Genomic DNA, 20,793 nt, shown 5'->3' with positions numbered 1-20,793 from the left:
ATTCCTATTGAGTCGGCAGTTGCAGGACGCGCTTGGACAGGATGTCGAGCATCACCTCGCTGGTGCCGCCCTCGATCGAGTTCGCCTTGGTGCGCAGCCAGTCGGGGGCCAGCGCCCCCTGAGGGCCGTCCCATGCGACGCCATCGCTGCCTGTGATCGACATCAGCAATTCGTACCGGCGCTTGTTCAGCTCGGTTCCGGCGTATTTCAGCATGGCGCTGGCATCACCGACGCCGCCCTGCTTGGCCATATCGCCGTAGCGTTCCAGCGTCATGGCAGTGGCGAGGCTGTCGATTTCCAGCGTCATCGCCTCGGCCCGCAGGATCGGATCGGCCATGATGCCGGGCTCCTGCGACTCAAGAAACGCCCCGAGGGAGCGCCCGCCGAGCAGGCCACGCGCACCGCCGCCGATCATCTCACGCTCGTGCGTCAGCAGGTGTTTGGCGACATCCCAGCCGCGATTGAGCTCTCCCACGATGCGGGAATTGCCGTTTTCATCCACCTTGGGGACGATCACACCGTCAAAGAAGGTCTCGCAGAAGGGCGAGGCACCGGAGATCAGACGGATGGGGCGGGTCGTGACGCCCGCCGCCTCCATGTCGATCAGCATGAAGGAGATGCCCTTGTGCTTGGGCGCGTCGCGGTCGGTGCGCACGAGGGCGAAAATCCAGTCGGCGCGGTCGGCGTAGGAGGTCCAGATCTTGGAGCCGGTGACAACCCAGTGATCGCCCTTGTCCTCGGCCCGCGTCTGGACGGAGGCGAGGTCACTGCCAGCGCCGGGTTCGGAATAGCCCTGACACCAGCGAATCTCTCCTCGGGTGATCTGGGGCAGGTAGTGGAGTTTTTGCGCGTGGGTGCCGAAGGCCAGCAGAGCGGGGCCGAGCATCCAGAGGCCGAAGCTCTCCAGCGGGGTCGGGGCGTTCAGGCGGGCAAGCTCCTCGCGGTAGATTTTGTCCTGGGCGCGGGTCAGACCGGCGCCGCCATACTCGACCGGCCAGCGCGGGGCGGTCATCCCTTCAGCGGCGGCGGCCTGCATCCAGTCGCGCTGTGCGTCGCTGGAAAAGGTCCAGCGCTTGCCGCCCCAGCAGATTTCAGCCTCGCCAGATGCGGGGTTGCGCAGCTCAGCGGCGCAATGCGCCTCGATCCAGGCTGTGATTCCTGCGCGGAAACGCTCCGGTTCCTCAGAAAAGTCAAGCATCCCGTCCTCCCCTACGGTTGATGTTTTGCATTGCAGAATAGAATTTCACAGTTTGCTTGACAACCCGCGACGGAAACCTTTTCATCTAGGCAGGAGGACGGGAACAGCATACCCTGTTTTCCATCTTTGGGAGGAGACAACGATGCGATCAACTAGGACTGCCGTTCTCGCGGCTGCCGTTTCTGCGATTGCCGTAACGGCGGCGCATGCGGATACGATCAAGATGGCCTTCATCGACCCGCTTTCGGGTGCGATGGCGTCATCGGGCGAACCCGCCCTGCAATCCTTCATGCTGGCAGCCGAGCATATCAATGCCAACGGCGGCGTGAATGGCGACGACATCGAAATCGTGCCCTACGACAACAAGGTCAGCCCGAAAGAATCGCTGGTCCAGTTGCAGAAGGCGATCGACAGCGGCGCGCGCTACATCCTGCAGGGCAACGGGTCGTCCGTGGCCTCGGCCATCATCGAGGCGGTCAGCAAGCACAACGCCCGTAACCCCGGCGAAGAAGTCCTTTTCTTCAACTATGCCGCCGTTACACCCGCTTTCACGAACGAAGCCTGTTCCTTCTGGCACTTCCGTTTTGATGCCCATACGGACATGAAAATGAATGCCATCACCGACTGGGTTGCCAAGCGGGATGACATCAAGAAGGTCTACATCATCGGCCAGGACTATGTGCATGGCGAGGCCGTTGCTGCCGCCGCCGTGGCGCAGCTGAAGGAAAAACGCCCCGACATCGAGATCGTCGGGAACGAGCTGCACCCGCTGGCCAAGGTGAAGGATTTCACCCCCTACGTGCAGAAGATCATCTCGTCCGGGGCCGATGCCGTGATCACCGGCAACTGGGGTCAGGACATGACGCTGCTGGTGAAAGCCGCAGCAGACGCCGGGCAGAAGATTCCATACCTGACTTTCTACGGCGGCTCGAACGGCGCGGTTGCCGCGCTGGGTGAAGGGGCCATCGACACGCTGTATCAGGTCAGCGAAGGGGTCACGAACCTCGACGCCTCGCCCGAGCAGTACGCGATGATCGAAGAGTACAAGCAGCGGTTCCCGCAGTACGACTATTACTACGACCGCGCCTTCACGACGCTGGAAATGTTCGATGCCGCAGCCGAAAAAGCCGGCAGCGTCGAGCCGATCGCCGTGGCAAAAGCCATGGAAGGCCTTGAAGTTCAGGCCGCCTATGGTCCTGCGACCATGCGTGCAGAAGATCACCAGCTGCAGCAGAACCTGTTCGTGACCACGGTCGCGAAAGACCAGAAATATGGTGTGGACAACACCGATCTGGGCTGGCGCCTGGTGGATGGCGGCGCGATTTCCGCCGAGGCCGCCTCGACGCCGACGACCTGCAAAATGGAACGGCCCGAGTAACCTCGGGCTCCTCTCTTCACCGCAATCCGGGCGTCACTCCTTTCGGGGTGTGACGCCCTCCGTCCCCTGATCGGGGCGGCTCAGACCAGGGGGGACACCATGGAAACGGTTGTCTTTGCCTTGCTGAATGGTGTGATTTACGGGCTTCTGCTCTTCATGCTGTCCAGTGGGCTGACGCTCATCTTTTCGATGATGGGGGTTCTGAACTTCGCCCATGCCAGTTTTTACATGCTGGGCGCCTATTTCGCCTATACGCTCATGGAGGGGTCCAACTTCTGGATCGCGCTGTTCATTGCCCCGGTTCTTGTCGGACTGGCGGGCATGGTGGTCGAGCGGTATGGGCTGCGCAAGGTCCACGCCCGTGGCCATGTCGCCGAGCTGCTGTTCACCTTCGGGCTGGCCTATCTGATCGACGAAGTCGTCAAGATCTTCTGGGGCCGCACTGCCGTGAACTACAAGGTGCCGGAATTGCTGGATTTTCCGCTGTTCACCCTCTACGGTGCGCAATATCCGGCGTATCGGATCTTTATCCTGCTGGTGGCCATCCTGATGCTGGTGGCGCTGTGGTATCTGCTGCGTCGCACCCGCGCCGGGCTGATCATTCAGGCGGCGCTGACGCATCCGCATATGGTCGGACACCTGGGGCATAACGTGCCGATGATCTTCATGATGGTCTTTGGCGCCGGTTGTGCGCTGGCGGGACTCGCGGGGGTTATCGGGGGCAACTACTTCATCACCGATCCGGCGATGGCGGTGCAGATGGGGCCGATTGTCTTCGTGGTCGTGGTCGTCGGCGGGCTTGGCAGCCTTGAGGGCGCCTTTATCGCCGCGATGCTGATTGGCCTGCTGCAGACCTCGGCCGTGTCGATCAACGCCTCTCTGGCGGATATCTTCGGCTTTCTGGGGCTCGCAGGCACATCCGAGGTTGGTGGAATCACCATCGCCTCAATGGCGCCGATGCTGCCATTCCTGTTGCTGGTGCTGGTGCTGATGGTGCGACCGACCGGATTGATGGGAGACCGTGAGGTATGACCGACATGACAACAACTTACGTCAACCTCGCGCCCAGCCGGGCCGAGAAATTCCGTCAGCGCGTTCTGCCGATGATCCTGTTCGCGCTGGCGCTGGCGGTGATCCCGCTGTTCGGGCCGTCGCGCACGACGCTGACGCTGATGAACCACATGGGCATCAACATTGTTTTCGCCTTGTCGTTCAACATGTTGCTGGGGCGCGCGGGGATGCTGTCCTTTGGGCATGCGGTCTACCTTGGGCTTGGCGGCTACTTCTGTGTGCACGTGATGAACTGGATCGCCGCCGGGTCGGGGATCTGGGGCGCGGTGCCTGTCTTCTCGATGCCCGCCTTCGGCTTTGCGGCTGGTGCGCTGGCGGGGGCCGTCATCGGCTGGCCGTCGTGCCGCCGGGCGGGGACACCGTTTGCAATGATCTCGCTCGGCGTGGCCGAGCTGGTGGCGGCGGCGGGCTTCATGTTCGACAGCCTGTTCGGCGGCGAAATGGGGATCTCGGCCGACCGCATGGGCGGACATGAGTTCCTGGGCCTGACGCTGGGCCCGTTGGAGGACGTCTATTGGTACATCGCCTTCTGGACCTTTGTCGGCGTCGTCGGCATGTACGCCTTCACCCGCACACCACTGGGAAAGCTGAGCGAGGCGACGCGTGACAATCCCGAACGTGTTGAGTTCGTTGGCTATAATCCGCAGCGTGTGCGCTATCTGGTGTTCATCTTCGCCGGGGCTTTCGCGGGCCTTGCTGGGGGCATGTCCGCCGTGCAGGACGAGATCTTCACGCCGGAGAACCTGTCGCTGGTGCCTTCAGGTGCGATCCTGATCGCGGCTTACGTGGGCGGCATCCGCTACTTCACCGGGCCGATCATGGGGGCCATAGTGATGACCTACATGGGCAGCAACCTCAGCGACTATACGGCGGGCTGGCTGCTGTACCTCGGCCTGATGTTCGTTGGTGTGGTGATGTTTGTGCCGGATGGCATCGCGGGTGTGGTCTATGGCACCTGGGACATCATCAGTGGCGGAAAATTCCGTGAAGTTGCAGGCAGTTGGGCAATCCGTCTGCTGGGGCTGGCGCTGATGGCCGTCTCAACCATCACGCTGGTCGAAGTCGCCTTCCGCTGGTCGGATGGCTACGGCGAGGTGTTTGAACCGTTCGGGCTGGCGTTGCATCACGGCTCGCTGCTGACATGGATCGTGGTTGTGGTGCCCTTTGCCCTTGGCGCGCTGTTGCTGCGCCAGGCGGCACGGGCAGAAAACGAGGTGACGACATGACCGGGGAAGCACTGCAACTGATTGATCTGAAAAAGTCTTTCGGGCCTGCCAAGATCATTCAGGGCGTTAATCTGCAGATCGAAAAAGGCGAACGCCACGCGATCATCGGGCCGAATGGCGCGGGCAAGTCGACGCTGTTCAACCTGATCTCGGGGCGGTTCCTGCCGACCTCGGGGGAAATCTGGCTGAATGGCGACAAGATCTCGGGGAAAAAACCGTTCGAGATCAACCGTATGGGACTGTCGCGCAGCTTTCAGGTCTCCAACATCTTCACCAATATGACGGTGCGCGAGAACGTGCGGTGTGGTGTGCTCTATTCGATGGGCTACGGCTATTCCTTCTGGCGCAATATCGGCAACCTGCGCGAAGTGTCTGAAAAGACAGCCGCAATTCTTGAGGACGTCGGGCTGATCGACAAGGCGCATTTGCCCGCGACGCTGCTGCCCTATGCCGACCAGCGCACGCTGGAAATCGCGATCACCATCGCGGGTGGGGCAGAGGTTATCCTGCTGGATGAACCGACCGCGGGCATGAGCCATTCGGAGACGGATCGCGCCGTGGCGCTGATCGAAAAAGCCAGCCATGGCAAGACCTTGCTGATTGTCGAACATGACATGGGCGTGGTCTTCAACCTCGCCGACCGGATCAGTGTTCTGGTCTATGGCGAGATCATCGCGACCGGCACGCCGGAGGAAATTCGCGGCGATCCGAAGGTGCGTGAAGCCTATCTGGGTGAAGAAGTCGAAGAGGGAGTTCCGGCATGAACATGGCGACGACGATCGAGCCGATGCTGGCGATCAAGGACTTGCACGCCTACTACGGAAAGTCCCATGTTCTCAACGGTGTAAACATGGAGATCATGCCGGGTGAGGTGATTGCGCTGCTCGGGCGCAACGGGGTCGGACGCTCGACCACCGCCAAGGCGATCATGGGCGAGGTCGCGCCAGTCGGCTCGATCCGGTTCAAGGGGCAAGAGATTTCCGGCATGCCCAACCACAAGATCGCGCGGCTGGGTCTGGGCTATGTGCCTGAAAGCAGGGATATTTTCCCGGCGATGACGGTGCGCCAGAACCTGCTGCTGGGGATCAAGGACATGCGGCGGCCGGGCAAGTGGACCATTCAGCAAATGCTCGACATGTTCCCCAACCTGGCGCGGCGTGCGGACAACCCGGCGGGGGTGCTGTCGGGCGGCGAAAAGCAGATGCTGACGATGTGCCGGACGCTGATGGGCGACCCCGACCTCATCATCATCGACGAGCCGACCGAGGGCCTCGCCCCGCTGATCGTCCAGCAAGTCGGTGATATGATTGCGGAAATCGCCAAGGCCGGGGTCTCGATCCTGTTGGTGGAACAGAAGCTGTCGATCGCGCTGAGGATTGCCGACCGGGTCTACGTGATGGGCCACGGCGAGATTGTCTATGGCGGCACGCCCGAGGATTTCGCCACCCGTGACGACATCCGCAAGGAGTGGCTGGAGGTCTGAACGCCTCTTTCGGCCCGCATGCCCCCGTCCGGTGAGACATCCGGGCGGGGTTTGCATGTCTGCCGGGCGCGAAAGGTTAATCGCCGAAACGGCCCGAAACGGCCTGTCGGTATTGCGCCGGTATCCGGTCGGTATCTGAACGGTGCGCCTTTTGCCCGGGAACCGGTTGTTAACGCGCGCCGCGATAGGCTGCGCCTCAGTCAGCGGTCAGGTTTGGTGCCTGACCGGAACCGGGGTACAGCTGCGATGCTTTTCAGACTCCTCTCAGGGGTGTTCGGACTTTTGCTGATCTGTGCGCCAGCCGTGGCAGAGATTGGCGAGGTGCGCGCGGGTCTGGCGGAGGAGGATCGCGAAGCGACCGGCTATCGTGCGGATTTCGCGGCCACGGTCGGCGACTGGTTCGTCTATGCGCGAAACCCCGGGCATGATCCGCCGGGCTGCACGGCGGTGCGTCAGGAATGGGGTGTCTCGCTCTATCTGTCGGTGCAGGACGGCGGGTGGCGGTTGGGCACGGATGCGCTGTTCGGGGTGTCCGGGTCGCATGCGATTGTGCTGAACGGACTCCAGCAGGTGGTGCGCTTTGCGCAGGACCAGGGTTTGCCGCAATTTGCTGCGGACGCCAGCGTGACAGAGGCGCTGCAGACCGAGGGCAGCTATATCAGCTTTGCCCCGCAGGCGCAGACCGGGGCGTTTTCGCTGCACCAGTCCGTCGCGGCGATGAAGATGGTTGCGCTCTGTGAGGGGGCATCGGGCCGAATGCCCGACCCCGCGCCGTCTCCGGTGCCGAGCCTTGCGGCCGATTGCCCTGATTTGACAGACTATGAGCCGGGGTATGGCGCTGAGGCCGAGGTTACCCTGATCAATGAGCGCGATGCGCCGGTGCAACTGTATCTGCTGTCGCAATACAAGGAGAGGCCAGAGCTGTTGGGAACCTTGCAGCGCCAGCATGTTCTGCAATCGGCGCTTGGCACACTTTATGTCGCGACCGACCTCAGCGGGCACTGCCTTGGCGATCCATTGGAGGTGCGCGAGGAGTCCCAGCAGATCCACATCCGGTGACAGTGCCGCCTTTGGACGGCTCTGGATGCTTGACAAAGCACGAGGAGACGTGGCGGTCGGGGCGCCGATCCAGCGCCCCGAGTCGTGTCAGACGGCTTCGCGCAGCTCGGGGTGCTTATACTCGCCCAGTTGCTGGCGCAGCTTCAGCTTCGACACCTTGCCGGTGGCGGTCATCGGCAGCGCATCGACCCAGATCACGTCGTCGGGCAATTGCCATTTGGCAAAATGCTCGGCGATATGGGCGTTGATCTCGTCCAGCGAGGGCCGCGCCTCGCCCGAGGCGACGGCGACCAGCACCGGGCGTTCATCCCAGCGCGGATGCGCCACACCGATGGCGGCGCAATTGGCGATGCCGGGATGCGACAGGCAGGCGTTTTCAAGGTCGATGGAGGAGATCCATTCGCCGCCCGACTTGATCAGATCCTTGGCGCGGTCCTGCACGGTCAGAAAGCCTTCGGGGCAGATGCTGGCCACATCGCCGGTGCCGAACCAGCCCTCAGCGTCGAGAGCCTTGGCGCTGGCCTCCTCGTTGCGGAAGTAACCGGCGGCGACGGTATTGCCGCGCACGAACAGCTCGCCCACGGCCTTGCCATCATGGGGCAGGCGGGCGCCGGCCTCGTCCACGATCTTGAGGTCGACGCCAAAGCAGCGACGGCCCTGCTTGGCTTTTTGCGCCAGCTTGTCCTCGAACGGCAGGGTGTTCATCCAGAAGGGCAGCGCGCCATGGGTGCCAACGGGCGACATCTCGGTCATGCCCCAGGCGTGGCTGACGGTGGTGCCCATACGCTCAAACGCCTCGATCATGGACTTCGGCGCGGCAGAGCCGCCGATGACCACCTCGACAAAGCCTTCAGGCTTGCGGCCCTGGGCGCGGATTTCGGCCAGCAGACCCATCCAGACGGTCGGCACACCCCAAGCGGAATGCACCGCTTCGGCGTCCATCAGGCGGAACAGGCTGGGCCCGTCGAGCGCGGCACCCGGCATCACCAGCGACACGCCCGCCAGCAACGCCGAATAGGGCAGGCCCCAGGCGTTGACGTGGAACAAAGGTACGACCGGCAGCACTTTCTTGCCCTCGCCAAAGCTGCCGTTCAGCATCAGCGCGCTGATCATCGCATGCAGCACGGTCGAGCGGTGCGAATAGAGCGTGCCCTTGGGATTGCCCGTGGTGCCGGAGGTGTAGCAGAGGCTGCAGGCGGTATCTTCGTGGAAGTCCGGCCAGGCGAACTGCTCCGGCTGACCCTCGATCAGCTCTTCATAGCAGAGCGCGGGAAAGGGGGTTTCGGGCATATGCGCGCGATCGGTCATGATCACATAGGTCACATCGGCGGGCAGCTGGTCCTGCACGGCGGCGATCACCGGCACGAAGGTGGTGTCGAGGAAGATCAGCTTATCCTCGGCATGGTTGACGATATAGATCAGCTGCTCGGCGGCCAGACGCGGGTTGATCGTGTGGCAGACCGCACCCATGCAGGAAATCGCGTAATACAGCTCAAAGTGGCGATAGCCGTTCCAGGCCAGAGTCGCGACGCGGTCGCCCATCTCGACGCCGTGGGCGGTCAGCGCATGGGCCAGCTGCGCGATTCGCTTGCCCGCTTCGGGGTAGGTGTAGCGGTGAATGTCGCCCTCGGTGCGCTGCGAGATGATCTCGCTGCGGCGGTGGGCGCCAATGCCGTATTCTAGGATTTCCTTCACCAGCAATGGCCGGTGCATCATCATGCCGTCCATGTCGTCTCCTCCCAAATTCTCCTGTTCGAAAGATAGTCCCGATTGCGCGCGGACCCAAGGGAATCCGCTGATCTGCGGAATATTTTTCCGTTGAAATTCCGCAGGTCGGAAGGCGTCGGGAGATGCTGCGCTGCGGCGTTTAAATGAGTGGCGGAAATGGGCTTAACAGACTGATTTCCCTAGCGTAAATGCGCATTTTCCCTAGTCTGGGCAGGACCAAGCACGCGCGGCAAAATCGCCCCGCGAATCGATGAGGAGGAGCCCCAGGTGAAAGCCATTGTCTGCCATGAATTCGGCCCGTTGGAGGATTTGTCACTGGAGGATCTGCCCGATCCCACCCCCGCCGACGGCGAAGTCCTGATCCGCATGCAGGCCGCAGGGGTGAATTATCCCGACGGCCTGCTGGTCCAGGGGCTCTACCAGGCGAAACCCGACCGGCCCTTTACGCCGGGCAATGAAGTCGCGGGCGAGATCGTGGCGCTCGGCGCGGGCGTGACGCGCTTTGCCATCGGCGACCGGGTGCTGGCGGCGGTCTCGGGCGGCGGCTACGCGGAGCTGGCGATCTGCGCCGCCGAGCGCTGTTTCGCCCTGCCGGAGGGGATGGACGCGGCCGAAGCCTGTGCGCTGCTGGTCGCCTATGGCACCTCGCACCATGCGCTCAAGCAACGCGCGGCGTTGAAAGCAGGCGAGTGGCTGGTGATCTTCGGCGCGGCGGGCGCCACCGGAATCGCCGCGATCCAGATCGGCAAGACGATGGGCGCCAAGGTGATCGCCGTCTGCTCGACCGAGGAAAAGCGCGCCATTGCCTTGGAAAACGGTGCGGATCACGCCATCGGCTACGACACGCTGAAGGACGATATCAAGCGGCTGACCGAAGGCCATGGCGCGGATGTGGTCTATGACAGCGTCGGCGGCGACGCCTTCGCGGCGGCCTCGCGCTTCATGGCGCGCAACGGGCGCCTGCTGGTGATCGGTTTTGCCAGTGGCGAGATCCCGAAGTTGTCGGTGAACCTGACACTGGTCAAGGAATACTCGGTCGTTGGCGTCTTCTGGGGCAACTGGACCCGGCACGAACCGGACGCCTACCAGGAGAACATGAAAGAGCTGTTCGCCTGGCATCAGTCCGGCGCGGTCCGCCCCTACATCGAAGGCCGCTACGGACTGGGGAAAGCCGCCGAAGTTCTGAGCCGGGTTCTGGGACGCGGCGCAACCGGCAAGATCGCCCTGGTGCCCTAAGTCGGGCTACGCCTTCTTCTTGCTGACATATTCTCGGGGGGAGGCGCGCGGCACGCGCGGTGGGGGGCAGACAGCCCCCCTCTGACCTCTCAAGGGTGGGTGAGGTCGCAGTGGGGCGCTGCCCCCTTGAGGCCTGCGGCCTCAATTCCCCCGGAGTATTCAGGGCAAGAAGAAGCCCGGCTTAGTAGCCGACGCGGCTGACCATACGGGCAAGCTCGACCAGTTTGGGGCCGAGTTCATTTTCCATACGTTCTTTCGTCAGCGAAAATGCGTAGCCACCGAGGTTGAAGGCCAGCATCGGGGTGTTGGGCTGTTGACTGGCGTAGGGGACTGCCACGGCGTGGACGTCTTTCTGCCAGCCGCCGATATTGGCGTAAAAGCCCTTGGCCGCGATCTGTTCCTGGGCGTCGTGGATGCCTTCGAGCACTTCGTTGACGCGCTCAGCCGGGTAGCGGTCGCGGATGCGCTCGATGATTTCGGCGCGTTCGGTCTCGGTCGTGCCGGCGATATAGGCGCGGCCCATGGCCGAGCGGGCCAGCGAGATGCGTGAGCCGACGTTGAGTTGCAGCGAGATCACCCCTTCGGAGCGGGCGGCCGCGATATAGGTGATCGCCATGTCGTCGCGCCCGCCCAAGGCCACAAGCACGCCGTCGCCGCAGTCATCGGCCAGTTTCTGCATGTAGACTTGCGCTGTTTCGCGCACCTGCATGCCGGCGAGGCAGGCATAGCCGAGCGACAGGACCGGCACGCCCATACGGTAGCGTCCGGTGCCGTCGTCATAGACGAGGTAGCCCGATTTCAGCAGCGTGAAGGTGAGGCGGGAGACGGTGGAATTGGGCAGGCCGGTTCGCTCGGCCAGTTCGGAATTGCCGAGGCCCGCCTTGTCGGAGGGGCGGAAGGCGCGCAGGATTTCAAGGCCCCGGTGCAGCGCTGTGACGAACTGGCGGTCGCTGTCGCCCCGGTCGAGGTCTGTCGCTGGTTCGCTTGCTCTTTTGCGCAAATGTTTATTCCTTATTCCGCGCCTTGCGGGCGTCTGGTTTCCGCGCAGCTACCTATTGGGGAGGGGCCGGTCAAGCTTGTGGCCGGCCCCTCCTGTCACACGGTCTCGGCGCGGGTGCGCTTCGCCTCATTTTCCGCCAGCGCCCGCCACATCACCTTGCCGGCACCGGATTTCGGCAGGCTGTCGGTGAACTCGACCTCTTTCGGGCATTTGTAGGCGGCCATTTCGGATTTGCACCACTCGATCACCTCGGCCTCGGTCACCTGCGATCCGGCGCGGCGCACGGCGATGGCCTTGACGCTCTCGCCGCGGCGGGGGTCGGAGGTGCCGATGATGCAGACCTCGGTCAGCTCGGGGTGGCGGTGCATCAGGGCTTCGACCTCGGCCGGCCAGACCTTGAAGCCGGAGGCGTTGATCATGCGCTTGACCCGGTCGACCATGAAGAAATAGCCATCTTCGTCATACTGCGCGATGTCGCCGGTGCGAAAGAACGCCTTGCCGTCGATCTGCACGAAGGCCTCGGCCGTCTCCTCGGGGCGCTGCCAGTAGCCGCGAAACACCTGCGGGGCGTGGATGATGACTTCGCCGGGCTGGTTGGGCCCAAGCTCGGCGCCCGTTTGCAGGTCGAGGATGCGCGAGTCGACGTTGATCACGGGGATGCCGAGGCATTGCCGCTTGGGGCGGTGCACCGGGTTGATGTGGCTGCCGCCCATGGTCTCGGACAGCCCGTAGCCTTCGATATAGTCGAGGCCGGTGAGGGTGTGCAGGCGGTCGGCCACCGCTTCGGGCATGGCAGCGCCACCGCCGCCGATGCCGCGCAGGCTGGAGAGGTCGTAGCCCTCGATCCCCGGGGTGTTCAGCAGGTCGATCGCCATGGTCGCGATATTGCGCCAGCGGGTGACGCGGTGGCGCTCGATCAGCTGGCAGGCGGTTTCGCGGTTCCAGCGGGTCAGGATCACCATCTCCTGCCCCAGCAGGATCGGGATCGACATGGAGCTTTGCATGCCCGTGACGTGAAACAGCGGCAGCGAGACGAGGTGCACGGCGTTCGGCTCCCCCGAGGGGTTCCAGGCGGCGCCGCCGTGGATCGTGGCCTGCACGCTGGCATGGGTGTGCACGCAGCCTTTGGGATTGCCTGTGGTACCGGAGCTGTAGGGGATGACGGCCAGATCCTCGGCCCCTGCGGTGATCGGACCGGGGGTGTGCCCCTCGGCCAGCGCGGCGCGGAACGGCGTGACACCGGGACCATCGCAGAGCACATCGCTCTGGCCTTGCAGGGCTTCAAACAGGGGGATGTCATAGGCGGGGTCGGTCATGTCGGCATAGGCGGCAGCGACGATGTGGTCGAGCAGGCCTTCGGTGACCAGCGGGGTCAGATGCTCGACCAGCTCGGTGCCGCACATCACGATGCGGGCGCCGGTGTCGCGGGCAAGGTGCTCCAGCTCGGCGTGGCGGTTCATCGGGTTGACGGGGATGACGGCGGCATCGGCGCGCAGGATGGCGTAGTAGGCGATCATGCACTGCGGCGCGTTCTGCATGTAGAGCAGCACCCGGTCACCGCGCACCACGCCGCGCGCCTGCAGCCACCCGGCAAGGCGTTCGACCTGAGACAGCATCTCGGCATAGGTCAGGGTGACCCCGTGAAAGCGGATGGCGATCTGATCGGGGACGCGGGTGGCGCTGTCGATCAGGTTCTGCGCGACGGAGTGCGTCGGCAGGTGCAGGTCGGTCGGCAGGCCCGGAGGCCAGTATTTCATGTGCAGCATGTGGTTGGGTGTGTTGGGCATCAGACCTTCATCCCCGGCAGGTTCAGCGAGGCGGTGTTGCCGCCATCCACCGGCAGGGCCTGCCCGGTGATATAGCTGGCATCGTCAGAGGCGAGGAAGGCGATGGCGGCGGCGATCTCTTCGGGGCGGCCATAGCGGCGCAGCTCGCAGCGCGAACCGAGCTTTGCCTCTTTCCCGGCCTCGCGGGCGTAGTCAAAGACGAACTTGGTCATGCCGGTTTCGATCAGCCCTGGGCAGACGGCGTTGACGCGCACGCCATGCCCGCCAAGGTCACAGGCCGCCGTCATCGTCAGGTTGATGACCCCGGCCTTGGAGGCGGAATAGGCATTGCCCCCGGCACCGGAGCGGATGCCCGCAACCGAGGCGGTGTTGACGATGGCGCCGCTGCCTTGCCCGACCATGACGCGGGCGGTGTGCTTGAGCATCATCGCCAGGCCGATCAGGTTGACGCCCAGCACCTTGTGCCACATCTCGATGGAATTGTTGGTGATCGGTTCCTTGTCGCAGATCACGCCGGCATTGTTGGCCAGCGCGTCGATGCGACCGAAGCGGGCGACAACGGCGGCGACGGCGGCCTCGACCTGCGCCTCGTCCGCGATATCGCAGGGGTGGATCATGTGATCGCCCGCAGGCGCGGCGGCGCGCAGGGCGTCTTCGTTCAGGTCGATCAGGCAGACGCGCGCGCCCTCGGCTGCGAGGCGATGCGCCGTGGCGCGGCCAATGCCGCTGGCGGCGCCGGTGACCACGGCGACCTTTCCATCATAGCGTTTCATGCCGTTTCCTTGTTCCAGTAGGGGGCGCGCAGCTCTCGTTTCAGGATCTTGCCGATCTCGCTGCGTGGCAGGTCTTCGCGGAATTCCACCGCGCTGAGGCGTTGCAATTTGCCCAGACGTTCGTTGGCCCAGAGGCGGAGCTCTTCGGCTTCGGTCGGGGTTTGCGGGACCACCAGCGCCAGAGGAGTCTCGCCCCAGTCGGCGCTGGGCACGGCGATGACGGCGACGTCGGCGACGGCGGGATGGGCGCGCAACACGGCCTCAAGATCAGCGGCATAGACGTTGAAGCCGCCGGTGATGATCATGTCCTTCTTGCGGTCGAGCAGATGCAGAAAGCCGTCCTCGTCCAGCCGCCCCATGTCGCCGGTGCGGATGAAGTCATTCCCGTTGGCGTCGCGCCACATCGCCTCGGCCGTCTTGTCGGGGGCGTTGAGGTAGCCCGGCATCATCGAGCCGGAGCGCCCGGCGATCTCGCCATAGCTGCCGGGGGGCAGCTCCTGACCGTCCTCGCCGATGATCTTGACCTCACTGCCTTCGGAGATACTGCCGGCGGTGTCCCATTTTGTCGGGTTGGCGGCGCAGTTCAGCACGGTGGAAACGCCCCCCTCGGTCATGCCGTAGAACTCCACCAGATTGCCGGGCCAGCGGTCCATGATCTTGGCGATCAGCGGCCCGGGCAGCGGCGCGGAGGTGGAGAATTTGCACGCGTAGGACGACAGGTCGTAGTCATCGAACGTCGGCTCGGCCATCAGGCGCATGTATTGCACCGGCACCAGCATGGCATGGGTGGCACGGTGGCGCTGCGACAGGTCGAGAAAGCCGATGGTGTTGAACTTGGCCATGCTGACGATGCAGCCGCCGCCCGCCAGCCCCGACAGCACCGCGACCAGCGTGGTGTTGGAATAGAGCGGCGTCGACATGATCTGTACCGCGTCGCCATCAAGCCCCAGATCGCCGAAGCGGCCAAACTGACGCGAGCGGAAGCGGTGTTCGTGCACGATTCCCTTGGGCGTGCCGGTGGTGCCCGACGAATAGATGATGTCGAAGAAATCATCCGGGCTGACGCTGACAGGCGCGCCCTCAGGGCCTTCCGCGAAGGCATCGAGGTCTTCCAGCGCAATGACCTCGGCCCCCAGCGTATCGGCGACGGCGCGGTGGGTCTTGCTGGCAAACAGCAGCTCGGCACCACAATCGGCGCGCATCTTGACCAGCGCCTCGGGGCTGGCGGACCAGGGCAGGGGCACCATGCAGGCCCCGCTACTCAGCACCCCGGCATAAAGCGCGAGATGCGCCGCCGAGTTTTCCGACAGCGACATGACGCGCGCGCCGGGGCCGATGCCGCGTTCGGCCAGCCGCCCGGCAATGCACGCCACGAGGGCGGCAAAGTCGCGCCAGCTGAGGCTGCCGTGCTCGTCGATGACGGCGGTGCTGTCGGGGGTGCGCTGTGCCACCTCCCGGATCATCTGCCCGAAATCATTGAACTGTTCATCTTCCACCTGCGGCGCGCGCAGGCGAAGCTCGTTTTTCGCCATGGCTGACCCTCCTCCCAAAGGGGTGTACTTGCGGAATAGCCTGCCACGAAGCGGAAGGCCTCGTCAATATTCCGCTTAACGGAAAAGTCTTCCACACTATTGACCGTTCGGCTTTCGCCGGGCATCAAGTGGGGGAGGATGATGAGGAGGATGCCAATGTACGACCATTTCCCGATATCGGACCGGGCGCGGGAGCTGCGCTCAAAGCTGATCGCGTTCATGGAAGAGAATATCTTTCCGAACGAGAAAGTCTTTGCCGAACAGCACGCTGCGGGTGACCGCTGGACCCATCCGCCGATCATGGAAGAGCTGAAGGTCAAGGCGCGCGAGGCCGGCCTGTGGAACATGTTCCTGCCGCACTCGAAAGAGGGCTACGAGGGCATGGGGCTGAGCAACGTCGAATATGGCATGCTCTGCGAACAGATGGGCAAATCCTTCATCGGGTCCGAGCCGTTCAACTGCTCCGCCCCCGACACCGGCAACATGGAGACGCTGTTTCTCTATGGGGATGCCGATCAGCGCGCCAAATGGCTGCGCCCCCTGATGGATGGCGAGATCCGGTCGTGCTTTTCGATGACCGAGCCCGATGTGGCCTCGTCCGATGCGACCAACATCCAGACAGAGATTCGCCGCGACGGCGATGACTACGTGATCAACGGCGTAAAATGGTGGTCCTCGGGCGCGATGGACAAGGCCTGCAAGATCGCGATCGTCATGGGCAAGACCGACAAGACCGCGGAAAAACACCGCCAGCAGAGCATGATTCTGGTGCCGCTGGACACTCCGGGCGTCACCATCGTGCGCCCGCTGCATGTGATCGGCTATGACCACGCGCCGCACGGCCATGCCGAGATCCGCTATGACAATGTGCGCGTGCCGGCCTCCAACATCCTGCTCGGCGAAGGCCGTGGATTTGAAATCGCCCAAGGCCGCCTGGGGCCTGGCCGCATCCACCACTGCATGCGCTCCATTGGTCAGGCGGAGCGTGCCCTGCAATCCATGTGCGAACGCGGGCTGCAACGCACCGCCTTCGGTCAGCCGATTGCCGAGATGGGCGTGAACAAACACTGGATCGCCGAAAGCCGCTGCGAGATCGAACAGGCCCGCCTGCTGACGATGCATGCCGCCTACATGATGGACACCGTGGGCAACAAGGCGGCCCGCAAGGAGATTGCGATGATCAAGGTCGTGGGCGCCAACATGGTGCAGCGCGTCGTCGATCGCGCGATCCAGTTCCATGGGGCGCAGGGTGTCAGTCAGGACACCTTCCTCGCCGCGGCCTTCGCCAATGCCCGCACCATGCGTCTGGTGGACGGCCCCGATGAGGTGCACCGCGAAACCATCGCGAAACTGGAACTGAAGCAATATCGCAACTGAGGCACCAGGCGGGGGCTCTGCCCCCGTCGGCTGGCGCCGACTCCCCCGAAGTATTTCTGGCAAGATGAAAGAGCTGGCGGTCGAGGTCATCGGGCTTCTTCTTGCTTTTATACTCCGGGGGAGGCTCCCGCAGGGAGACGGGGGCAGCGCCCCATTCGGGGATCTCCGGGGGTGTTAACGCTCACAATGTCACGGGACCGCCGAAAGGCGTTTTGCTGTGACGCGGACTGTGGAATAACTCGGATCAAACCTCAGGAGTATTTCATGCCCGCCATTGATCCCGATCTCATTCCCGCAGACCTTTTTCCTGTCATCGACGCGCTCTGTGCCACGGGCGCGCAGCTTTCGGCTGTGATCGCGCGGGGGCCTTTGGGGCAATCGCTTGGTGCAGGCGTGGGCGAGAACTCTGATGGCGACCAGCAGAAGGCGCTGGATGTCATGGCTGACGAGATGTTCGAAGCGGCGCTGAAGCCTGCTGGTGTGCGCCATTACGCCTCGGAAGAGCAGGAGGTCGTGCTGACTCTGGACGCGGCCGGGCCCTATGCGCTGGCGATTGATCCGTTGGACGGGTCGTCGAATATCGACGTCAATGTCACCATCGGTACAATCTTTTCGATCTTTGACGCTGTTGCAGATCCGACGGCGAGTTTCCTGCGCCCGGCGTCAGAGCAGATTGCCGCTGGCTATATTGCCTATGGTCCTCAGACCCTGCTGGCCGTGACCTTTGGTGCCGGGACCCTGCTGTATGTGCTGGATCCGGAAACCGGGCGTTTTGTGCTGGCGAGCGAGGCGATGGTGCTGCCTGTCGCGGCCAAGGAATACTCGATCAATGCCTCGAACCGGCGGCACTGGACGGCCCCCGTGCTGGCCTATGTCGAGGAATGCGAGGCGGGAGAGACCGGCGCCAAGGGCAAGACCATGAACTTTCGCTGGGTCGGGTCGCTGGTGGCGGAGACGCACCGGATCCTGACGCGGGGCGGGACGTTCCTTTACCCTTCGGATGCGCGCAAGGGCTATGAGAAGGGCCGGTTGCGGATGGTCTACGAGGTTGCGCCGATGGCGTTCCTGGTCGAGCAGGCCGGCGGTCAGGCGACGGATGGCAAGACGCCGATCCTGTCGTTGCAGGCCGGCGCGCTGCATGAGCGCTGCCCGCTGGTGTTCGGCTCGGCCGAGGAAGTGGCGCGGATTGCGGCGTTGCACGGCTAGGGGCGCGCGGCCCTCTGTCTGGGGGCCGGGGGAGCCTCCGGCGGGAATATGGGGCAAGAAGAAGGCGGGTGCGGTGAACTGCGTGCTTTTGCTGCGCCGCGCCTGCGCCTATATCGGCGGGCAAGTGATCCTTGAGGAGTCTGCATCATGTCGTTTTCCCGTGAGCTGAAGATAGCTCCGTCGATCCTGTCGGCGGATTTTGCCAATTTCGGTGCCGAGATCGAGGCCATCGAGGCGCAGGGCGCGGACTGGGTCCATGTCGATGTGATGGATGGGCATTTCGTGCCCAACCTGACCTTCGGGCCGCCGCTCTGTGCCGGGATCCGCAAGCACATCAAGACGGTGATGGATGTGCATCTGATGATCTCGCCCGTCGATGCCTATATCGAGGCCTATGCGGCGGCGGGGGCGGATATCCTGACCGCGCATGTCGAGGCGGGGCCGCACAGCCATCGCACCATGCAGGCGATTCGCGCTGCGGGCTGCAAGGCCGGCGTGGCGCTGAACCCCGGCACGCCGGTCGAGGCGGTGGACACTCTGCTGGATATGGTGGATCTGGTCTGCGTGATGACGGTGAACCCCGGTTTCGGCGGGCAGAAGTTCATTCACAGCCAGATCGACAAGGTGAAACGCCTGCGCGCGATGATCGGCGACCGGCCTATCCATATCGAGATTGATGGTGGCGTGACGCCGGAAACCGCGCCTCTGGTGCGCGCGGCGGGGGCGGATGTGCTGGTGGCGGGCTCGGCCGTGTTCAAGGGCGGGAGTGTCAGCACGCCCGCGCCCTATGGCGAGAATATCCGCGCCCTTCGCACGGCCTGCGATACGTTGGTCTGAAGGCTTTTGGCGCGCGGGGTACCGCGCGCCGCGCGCTTACATGCGGGCGAGGGCGCCGTTTTCGTCCGGGCCGTCGTAGTCGGCGTCCTGCAGCGGGAAATCCAGCGTGATCCGGGTGCCCGAGGGCCCCGATTCCAGCGAGAAGGCGCCGCCGAGCTGACGCGCTGAGGCTTCGATCACCTGCATGCCGAGGCCCTGCTGCGCCGTCACGCCGCCCGGCAGGCCGACGCCATTGTCCGAGAGCTGCAATTCACAGCGACCATTGACCTCGGTCTGTACGAGGCAGCTGACGACGCCATCGCGGCCGTCGGGGAAAGCGTGCTTGAAGGCATTGGCGGCGAATTCGTTCAGGATCACCCCGAGGGCCGCCGCGACATTTGCATCGACATCGACCACCGGCCAGCTTGATTCGATGCGCACGTTATGGGGCGCAGAGCCACCGATCAGACGGCAAACGCTGGTTCCAAAGTGATTCAGATTGATCGTTTCGCTCTGTTCCGCGCGGTAGAGCTGTTCGTGCAGGGCAGCCACAGTCTCGATTCGCCGCCGGACGTGTTCGAGGGCGGCGCGGGCCTCCTCTCCCTTGACGTCGCGGGCCTGCATCCGGGTCAGAGCGGAGACCGACTGCAGCGAATTCTTCACCCGGTGATCGACTTCGCGGCGCATCAGCTCGGCCTGACGCAGGGCGCGTTTCAGCTCCATCTGGACGATGATCTGCTTGGCCAGCACCTTCAGCGCATCGCGCTGCAGCGGCGTCAGCTTGTTGGGCTGGGTGTCGAGCACGCAGAGCGAGCCAATGGGAAAGCCATCCTCGGTTTTCAGCACGGCCCCGGCGTAATAGCGCAGGTTCATCTCACCGGTGACGAGGGGATTGTCCTTTGTTCTCGGGTCTATGGAGGCATCGGTCACCTCAAGAAAGCCCTCTTCCGCCAGAATCGCATGGGCGCAGATGGATTCCTCAAGCGAGGTCTGCGCATTCTCAAGCCCGGTCTTGGCCTTGAACCACTGGCGGTCGCCGTCGACCAGAGAGATCAGCGAAATCGGCATGCCGCAGAGCGCTGAGGCCAGCTTGACCACATCGTCAAACGGTTCCTCGGGGTCGGTGTCGAGCACCTCGAAGGAGTTCAGTTCGGCCAGACGTTTGGCCTCGTCAGGGTGCTGGGGCGCTTTCATGATCGTGCTTTCGAGAAGAGACGGAGGTCGCAGGGCAGGCCGGCGATGCAATGGCAGGGGTATAGACATGCAAACCTGCCGTTGCAAATACGAACAGGCGGCCCGCGCCATCTTTCGAAAGTATGGTTAACTTGAGTCAAAATCTTTAAAATTCAGCAAGTTAATTAACCGCAGAGTCAAAGACCCGGGCCGGCCAGTCTGCGGATCAGCTCGGCCGCATTGCGCACCTGATGTTTGCGCAGCAGGCGGGCGCGGACGTCCTCGATGCTGCGGGGCGACAGGCCGAGCGAGCGGGCGATTTCCTTGCTGGTCAGACCGCGCGCCAGCCCCGCGACGACATCGCGTTCCCGCGGCGTCAGGCGGCTGGTTTCGGCGCGCCCCAGCGGGGCGTAGCTCATCACCACACGTGCCAGCGGCGCCTCGGGCGTCAGGGTGCGGGCGCGAAAGCGGACCCAGAAGGTGCCGCCGCCCGCCCGGTGCATCATCCGTTCGTCGCTATAGACGCCGTGGTCGCGCAGCGCGGTCATGCCGACGTCGCGCAAAGTGTCGAATTCCTGATCGCTGGCATAGAGCACGCGGAAAGACTGCCCGATCATCGTCTCGCGCACCCGCCCCACCATAGTGGCGAATGTGGCGTTGCAGGCGCGGATAACCCTTTGTTCTGAAAGGACAAGTCCCACCGGTGCCTGATCCCAGGCGATCTGTTCCATATTGTCCATCGGCCCCTCA

The 20,793-nt window shown here is 63.7% G+C and carries 18 protein-coding genes; 10 read left to right on the top strand and 8 right to left on the bottom strand.

The window, feature by feature from the left end; genetic code table 11:
* Positions 1–4 precede the first annotated feature (4 nt).
* The gene (locus F3W81_RS13545) at positions 5–1,198 is read right to left on the bottom strand and encodes an acyl-CoA dehydrogenase family protein (protein ID WP_193079670.1); all 1,194 of its coding nucleotides are present in this window, start codon (positions 1,196–1,198) and stop codon (positions 5–7) included.
* A 142-nt stretch (positions 1,199–1,340) separates the two neighbouring features.
* Here F3W81_RS13545 and F3W81_RS13540 point away from each other — a divergent pair, with 142 nt between their 5' ends.
* The 6 genes from F3W81_RS13540 to F3W81_RS13515 all read left to right on the top strand — a co-directional run bounded on the left by F3W81_RS13540 (position 1,341) and on the right by F3W81_RS13515 (position 7,415).
* The gene (locus F3W81_RS13540; protein WP_193079669.1) at positions 1,341–2,576 is read left to right on the top strand and encodes a branched-chain amino acid ABC transporter substrate-binding protein; all 1,236 of its coding nucleotides are present in this window, start codon (positions 1,341–1,343) and stop codon (positions 2,574–2,576) included.
* 99 nt (positions 2,577–2,675) lie between these two features.
* Entirely contained in the window at positions 2,676–3,608 is a 933-nt protein-coding gene (locus tag F3W81_RS13535; RefSeq protein ID WP_193079668.1) for a branched-chain amino acid ABC transporter permease, read from the top strand.
* Positions 3,605–4,873: a branched-chain amino acid ABC transporter permease gene (locus tag F3W81_RS13530; RefSeq protein WP_193079667.1), complete on the top strand. Its 1,269-nt coding sequence runs from the start codon at positions 3,605–3,607 to the stop codon at positions 4,871–4,873. Before F3W81_RS13535 ends, F3W81_RS13530 begins: the two co-directional genes overlap by 4 nt.
* The gene (locus tag F3W81_RS13525; RefSeq protein ID WP_193079666.1) at positions 4,870–5,637 is read left to right on the top strand and encodes an ABC transporter ATP-binding protein; all 768 of its coding nucleotides are present in this window, start codon (positions 4,870–4,872) and stop codon (positions 5,635–5,637) included. The genes F3W81_RS13530 and F3W81_RS13525 overlap by 4 nt, the downstream gene beginning before the upstream one ends.
* The gene (locus tag F3W81_RS13520) at positions 5,634–6,356 is read left to right on the top strand and encodes an ABC transporter ATP-binding protein (protein ID WP_226941680.1); all 723 of its coding nucleotides are present in this window, start codon (positions 5,634–5,636) and stop codon (positions 6,354–6,356) included. The genes F3W81_RS13525 and F3W81_RS13520 overlap by 4 nt, the downstream gene beginning before the upstream one ends.
* Before the next feature lie 246 nt (positions 6,357–6,602).
* Complete coding sequence (locus tag F3W81_RS13515) at positions 6,603–7,415, top strand: hypothetical protein (protein ID WP_193079665.1); 813 nt, start codon at positions 6,603–6,605, stop codon at positions 7,413–7,415.
* An 87-nt stretch (positions 7,416–7,502) separates the two neighbouring features.
* On the opposite strand, the gene F3W81_RS13510 is transcribed toward F3W81_RS13515, so the two are convergent.
* Positions 7,503–9,143, bottom strand: a complete 1,641-nt coding sequence (locus tag F3W81_RS13510) for a long-chain fatty acid--CoA ligase (protein ID WP_193079664.1) — start codon at positions 9,141–9,143, stop codon at positions 7,503–7,505.
* A 267-nt stretch (positions 9,144–9,410) separates the two neighbouring features.
* On the opposite strand from F3W81_RS13510, the gene F3W81_RS13505 reads away from it, so the two are divergent.
* Entirely contained in the window at positions 9,411–10,379 is a 969-nt protein-coding gene (locus tag F3W81_RS13505; protein WP_193079663.1) for an NADPH:quinone oxidoreductase family protein, read from the top strand.
* Between the two features lie 181 nt (positions 10,380–10,560).
* Here F3W81_RS13505 and F3W81_RS13500 read toward each other — a convergent pair whose 3' ends face one another.
* The 4 genes from F3W81_RS13500 to F3W81_RS13485 all read right to left on the bottom strand — a co-directional run bounded on the left by F3W81_RS13500 (position 10,561) and on the right by F3W81_RS13485 (position 15,471).
* On the bottom strand, positions 10,561–11,379 hold the full coding sequence (locus tag F3W81_RS13500) for an IclR family transcriptional regulator (protein ID WP_193079662.1): 819 nt from the start codon (positions 11,377–11,379) through the stop codon (positions 10,561–10,563).
* A gap of 95 nt (positions 11,380–11,474) precedes the next feature.
* On the bottom strand, positions 11,475–13,166 hold the full coding sequence (locus tag F3W81_RS13495) for a long-chain-fatty-acid--CoA ligase (protein ID WP_193079661.1): 1,692 nt from the start codon (positions 13,164–13,166) through the stop codon (positions 11,475–11,477).
* Positions 13,166–13,939 carry an SDR family NAD(P)-dependent oxidoreductase gene (locus tag F3W81_RS13490; protein WP_193079660.1) on the bottom strand — a complete coding sequence of 258 codons (774 nt, stop codon included), beginning with the start codon at positions 13,937–13,939 and terminating at the stop codon, positions 13,166–13,168. Before F3W81_RS13490 ends, F3W81_RS13495 begins: the two co-directional genes overlap by 1 nt.
* Entirely contained in the window at positions 13,936–15,471 is a 1,536-nt protein-coding gene (locus F3W81_RS13485; RefSeq protein WP_193079659.1) for a class I adenylate-forming enzyme family protein, read from the bottom strand. Before F3W81_RS13485 ends, F3W81_RS13490 begins: the two co-directional genes overlap by 4 nt.
* A gap of 156 nt (positions 15,472–15,627) precedes the next feature.
* Here F3W81_RS13485 and F3W81_RS13480 point away from each other — a divergent pair, with 156 nt between their 5' ends.
* From F3W81_RS13480 to rpe, 3 genes are all read left to right on the top strand, one after another.
* Positions 15,628–16,848: an acyl-CoA dehydrogenase family protein gene (locus tag F3W81_RS13480; RefSeq protein ID WP_193079658.1), complete on the top strand. Its 1,221-nt coding sequence runs from the start codon at positions 15,628–15,630 to the stop codon at positions 16,846–16,848.
* Between the two features lie 264 nt (positions 16,849–17,112).
* A complete protein-coding gene (locus F3W81_RS13475) occupies positions 17,113–18,054 on the top strand; it encodes a class 1 fructose-bisphosphatase (RefSeq protein WP_193079657.1) in 942 nt (313 codons plus the stop codon).
* Positions 18,055–18,201: 147 nt separating this feature from the next.
* Positions 18,202–18,891 carry a ribulose-phosphate 3-epimerase gene (gene rpe, locus F3W81_RS13470; RefSeq protein ID WP_193079656.1) on the top strand — a complete coding sequence of 230 codons (690 nt, stop codon included), beginning with the start codon at positions 18,202–18,204 and terminating at the stop codon, positions 18,889–18,891.
* 36 nt (positions 18,892–18,927) lie between these two features.
* Here the strand turns inward: rpe and F3W81_RS13465 are convergent, their stop codons facing one another.
* Complete coding sequence (locus tag F3W81_RS13465; RefSeq protein ID WP_193079655.1) at positions 18,928–20,064, bottom strand: histidine kinase dimerization/phosphoacceptor domain -containing protein; 1,137 nt, start codon at positions 20,062–20,064, stop codon at positions 18,928–18,930.
* 176 nt (positions 20,065–20,240) lie between these two features.
* Positions 20,241–20,783: a PAS and helix-turn-helix domain-containing protein gene (locus F3W81_RS13460; RefSeq protein WP_193079654.1), complete on the bottom strand. Its 543-nt coding sequence runs from the start codon at positions 20,781–20,783 to the stop codon at positions 20,241–20,243.
* Between the last annotated feature and the right edge of the window lie 10 nt (positions 20,784–20,793).

Source organism: Pseudooceanicola spongiae, assembly GCF_014899185.1.
Taxonomy (GTDB): Bacteria; Pseudomonadota; Alphaproteobacteria; order Rhodobacterales; family Rhodobacteraceae; genus Pseudooceanicola; species Pseudooceanicola spongiae.
This window is presented reverse-complemented; position numbering and strand designations above follow the sequence as displayed.

Excerpts from the sequence above, each read along its gene's own strand:
- F3W81_RS13545 (WP_193079670.1), bottom strand. The coding sequence starts at position 1,198 with ATGCTTGACTTTTCTGAGGAACCGGAGCGTTTCCGCGCAGGAATCACA.
- F3W81_RS13480 (WP_193079658.1), top strand. The coding sequence starts at position 15,628 with ATGTACGACCATTTCCCGATATCGGACCGGGCGCGGGAGCTGCGCTCA.
- F3W81_RS13485 (WP_193079659.1), bottom strand. The coding sequence starts at position 15,471 with ATGGCGAAAAACGAGCTTCGCCTGCGCGCGCCGCAGGTGGAAGATGAA.
- F3W81_RS13495 (WP_193079661.1), bottom strand. The coding sequence starts at position 13,166 with ATGCCCAACACACCCAACCACATGCTGCACATGAAATACTGGCCTCCG.
- F3W81_RS13520 (WP_226941680.1), top strand. The coding sequence starts at position 5,634 with ATGAACATGGCGACGACGATCGAGCCGATGCTGGCGATCAAGGACTTG.
- F3W81_RS13490 (WP_193079660.1), bottom strand. The coding sequence starts at position 13,939 with ATGAAACGCTATGATGGAAAGGTCGCCGTGGTCACCGGCGCCGCCAGC.
- F3W81_RS13475 (WP_193079657.1), top strand. The coding sequence starts at position 17,113 with ATGCCCGCCATTGATCCCGATCTCATTCCCGCAGACCTTTTTCCTGTC.
- F3W81_RS13525 (WP_193079666.1), top strand. The coding sequence starts at position 4,870 with ATGACCGGGGAAGCACTGCAACTGATTGATCTGAAAAAGTCTTTCGGG.
- F3W81_RS13540 (WP_193079669.1), top strand. The coding sequence starts at position 1,341 with ATGCGATCAACTAGGACTGCCGTTCTCGCGGCTGCCGTTTCTGCGATT.
- F3W81_RS13510 (WP_193079664.1), bottom strand. The coding sequence starts at position 9,143 with ATGGACGGCATGATGATGCACCGGCCATTGCTGGTGAAGGAAATCCTA.
- F3W81_RS13535 (WP_193079668.1), top strand. The coding sequence starts at position 2,676 with ATGGAAACGGTTGTCTTTGCCTTGCTGAATGGTGTGATTTACGGGCTT.
- F3W81_RS13530 (WP_193079667.1), top strand. The coding sequence starts at position 3,605 with ATGACCGACATGACAACAACTTACGTCAACCTCGCGCCCAGCCGGGCC.
- F3W81_RS13515 (WP_193079665.1), top strand. The coding sequence starts at position 6,603 with ATGCTTTTCAGACTCCTCTCAGGGGTGTTCGGACTTTTGCTGATCTGT.
- F3W81_RS13465 (WP_193079655.1), bottom strand. The coding sequence starts at position 20,064 with ATGAAAGCGCCCCAGCACCCTGACGAGGCCAAACGTCTGGCCGAACTG.
- F3W81_RS13460 (WP_193079654.1), bottom strand. The coding sequence starts at position 20,783 with ATGGACAATATGGAACAGATCGCCTGGGATCAGGCACCGGTGGGACTT.
- rpe (WP_193079656.1), top strand. The coding sequence starts at position 18,202 with ATGTCGTTTTCCCGTGAGCTGAAGATAGCTCCGTCGATCCTGTCGGCG.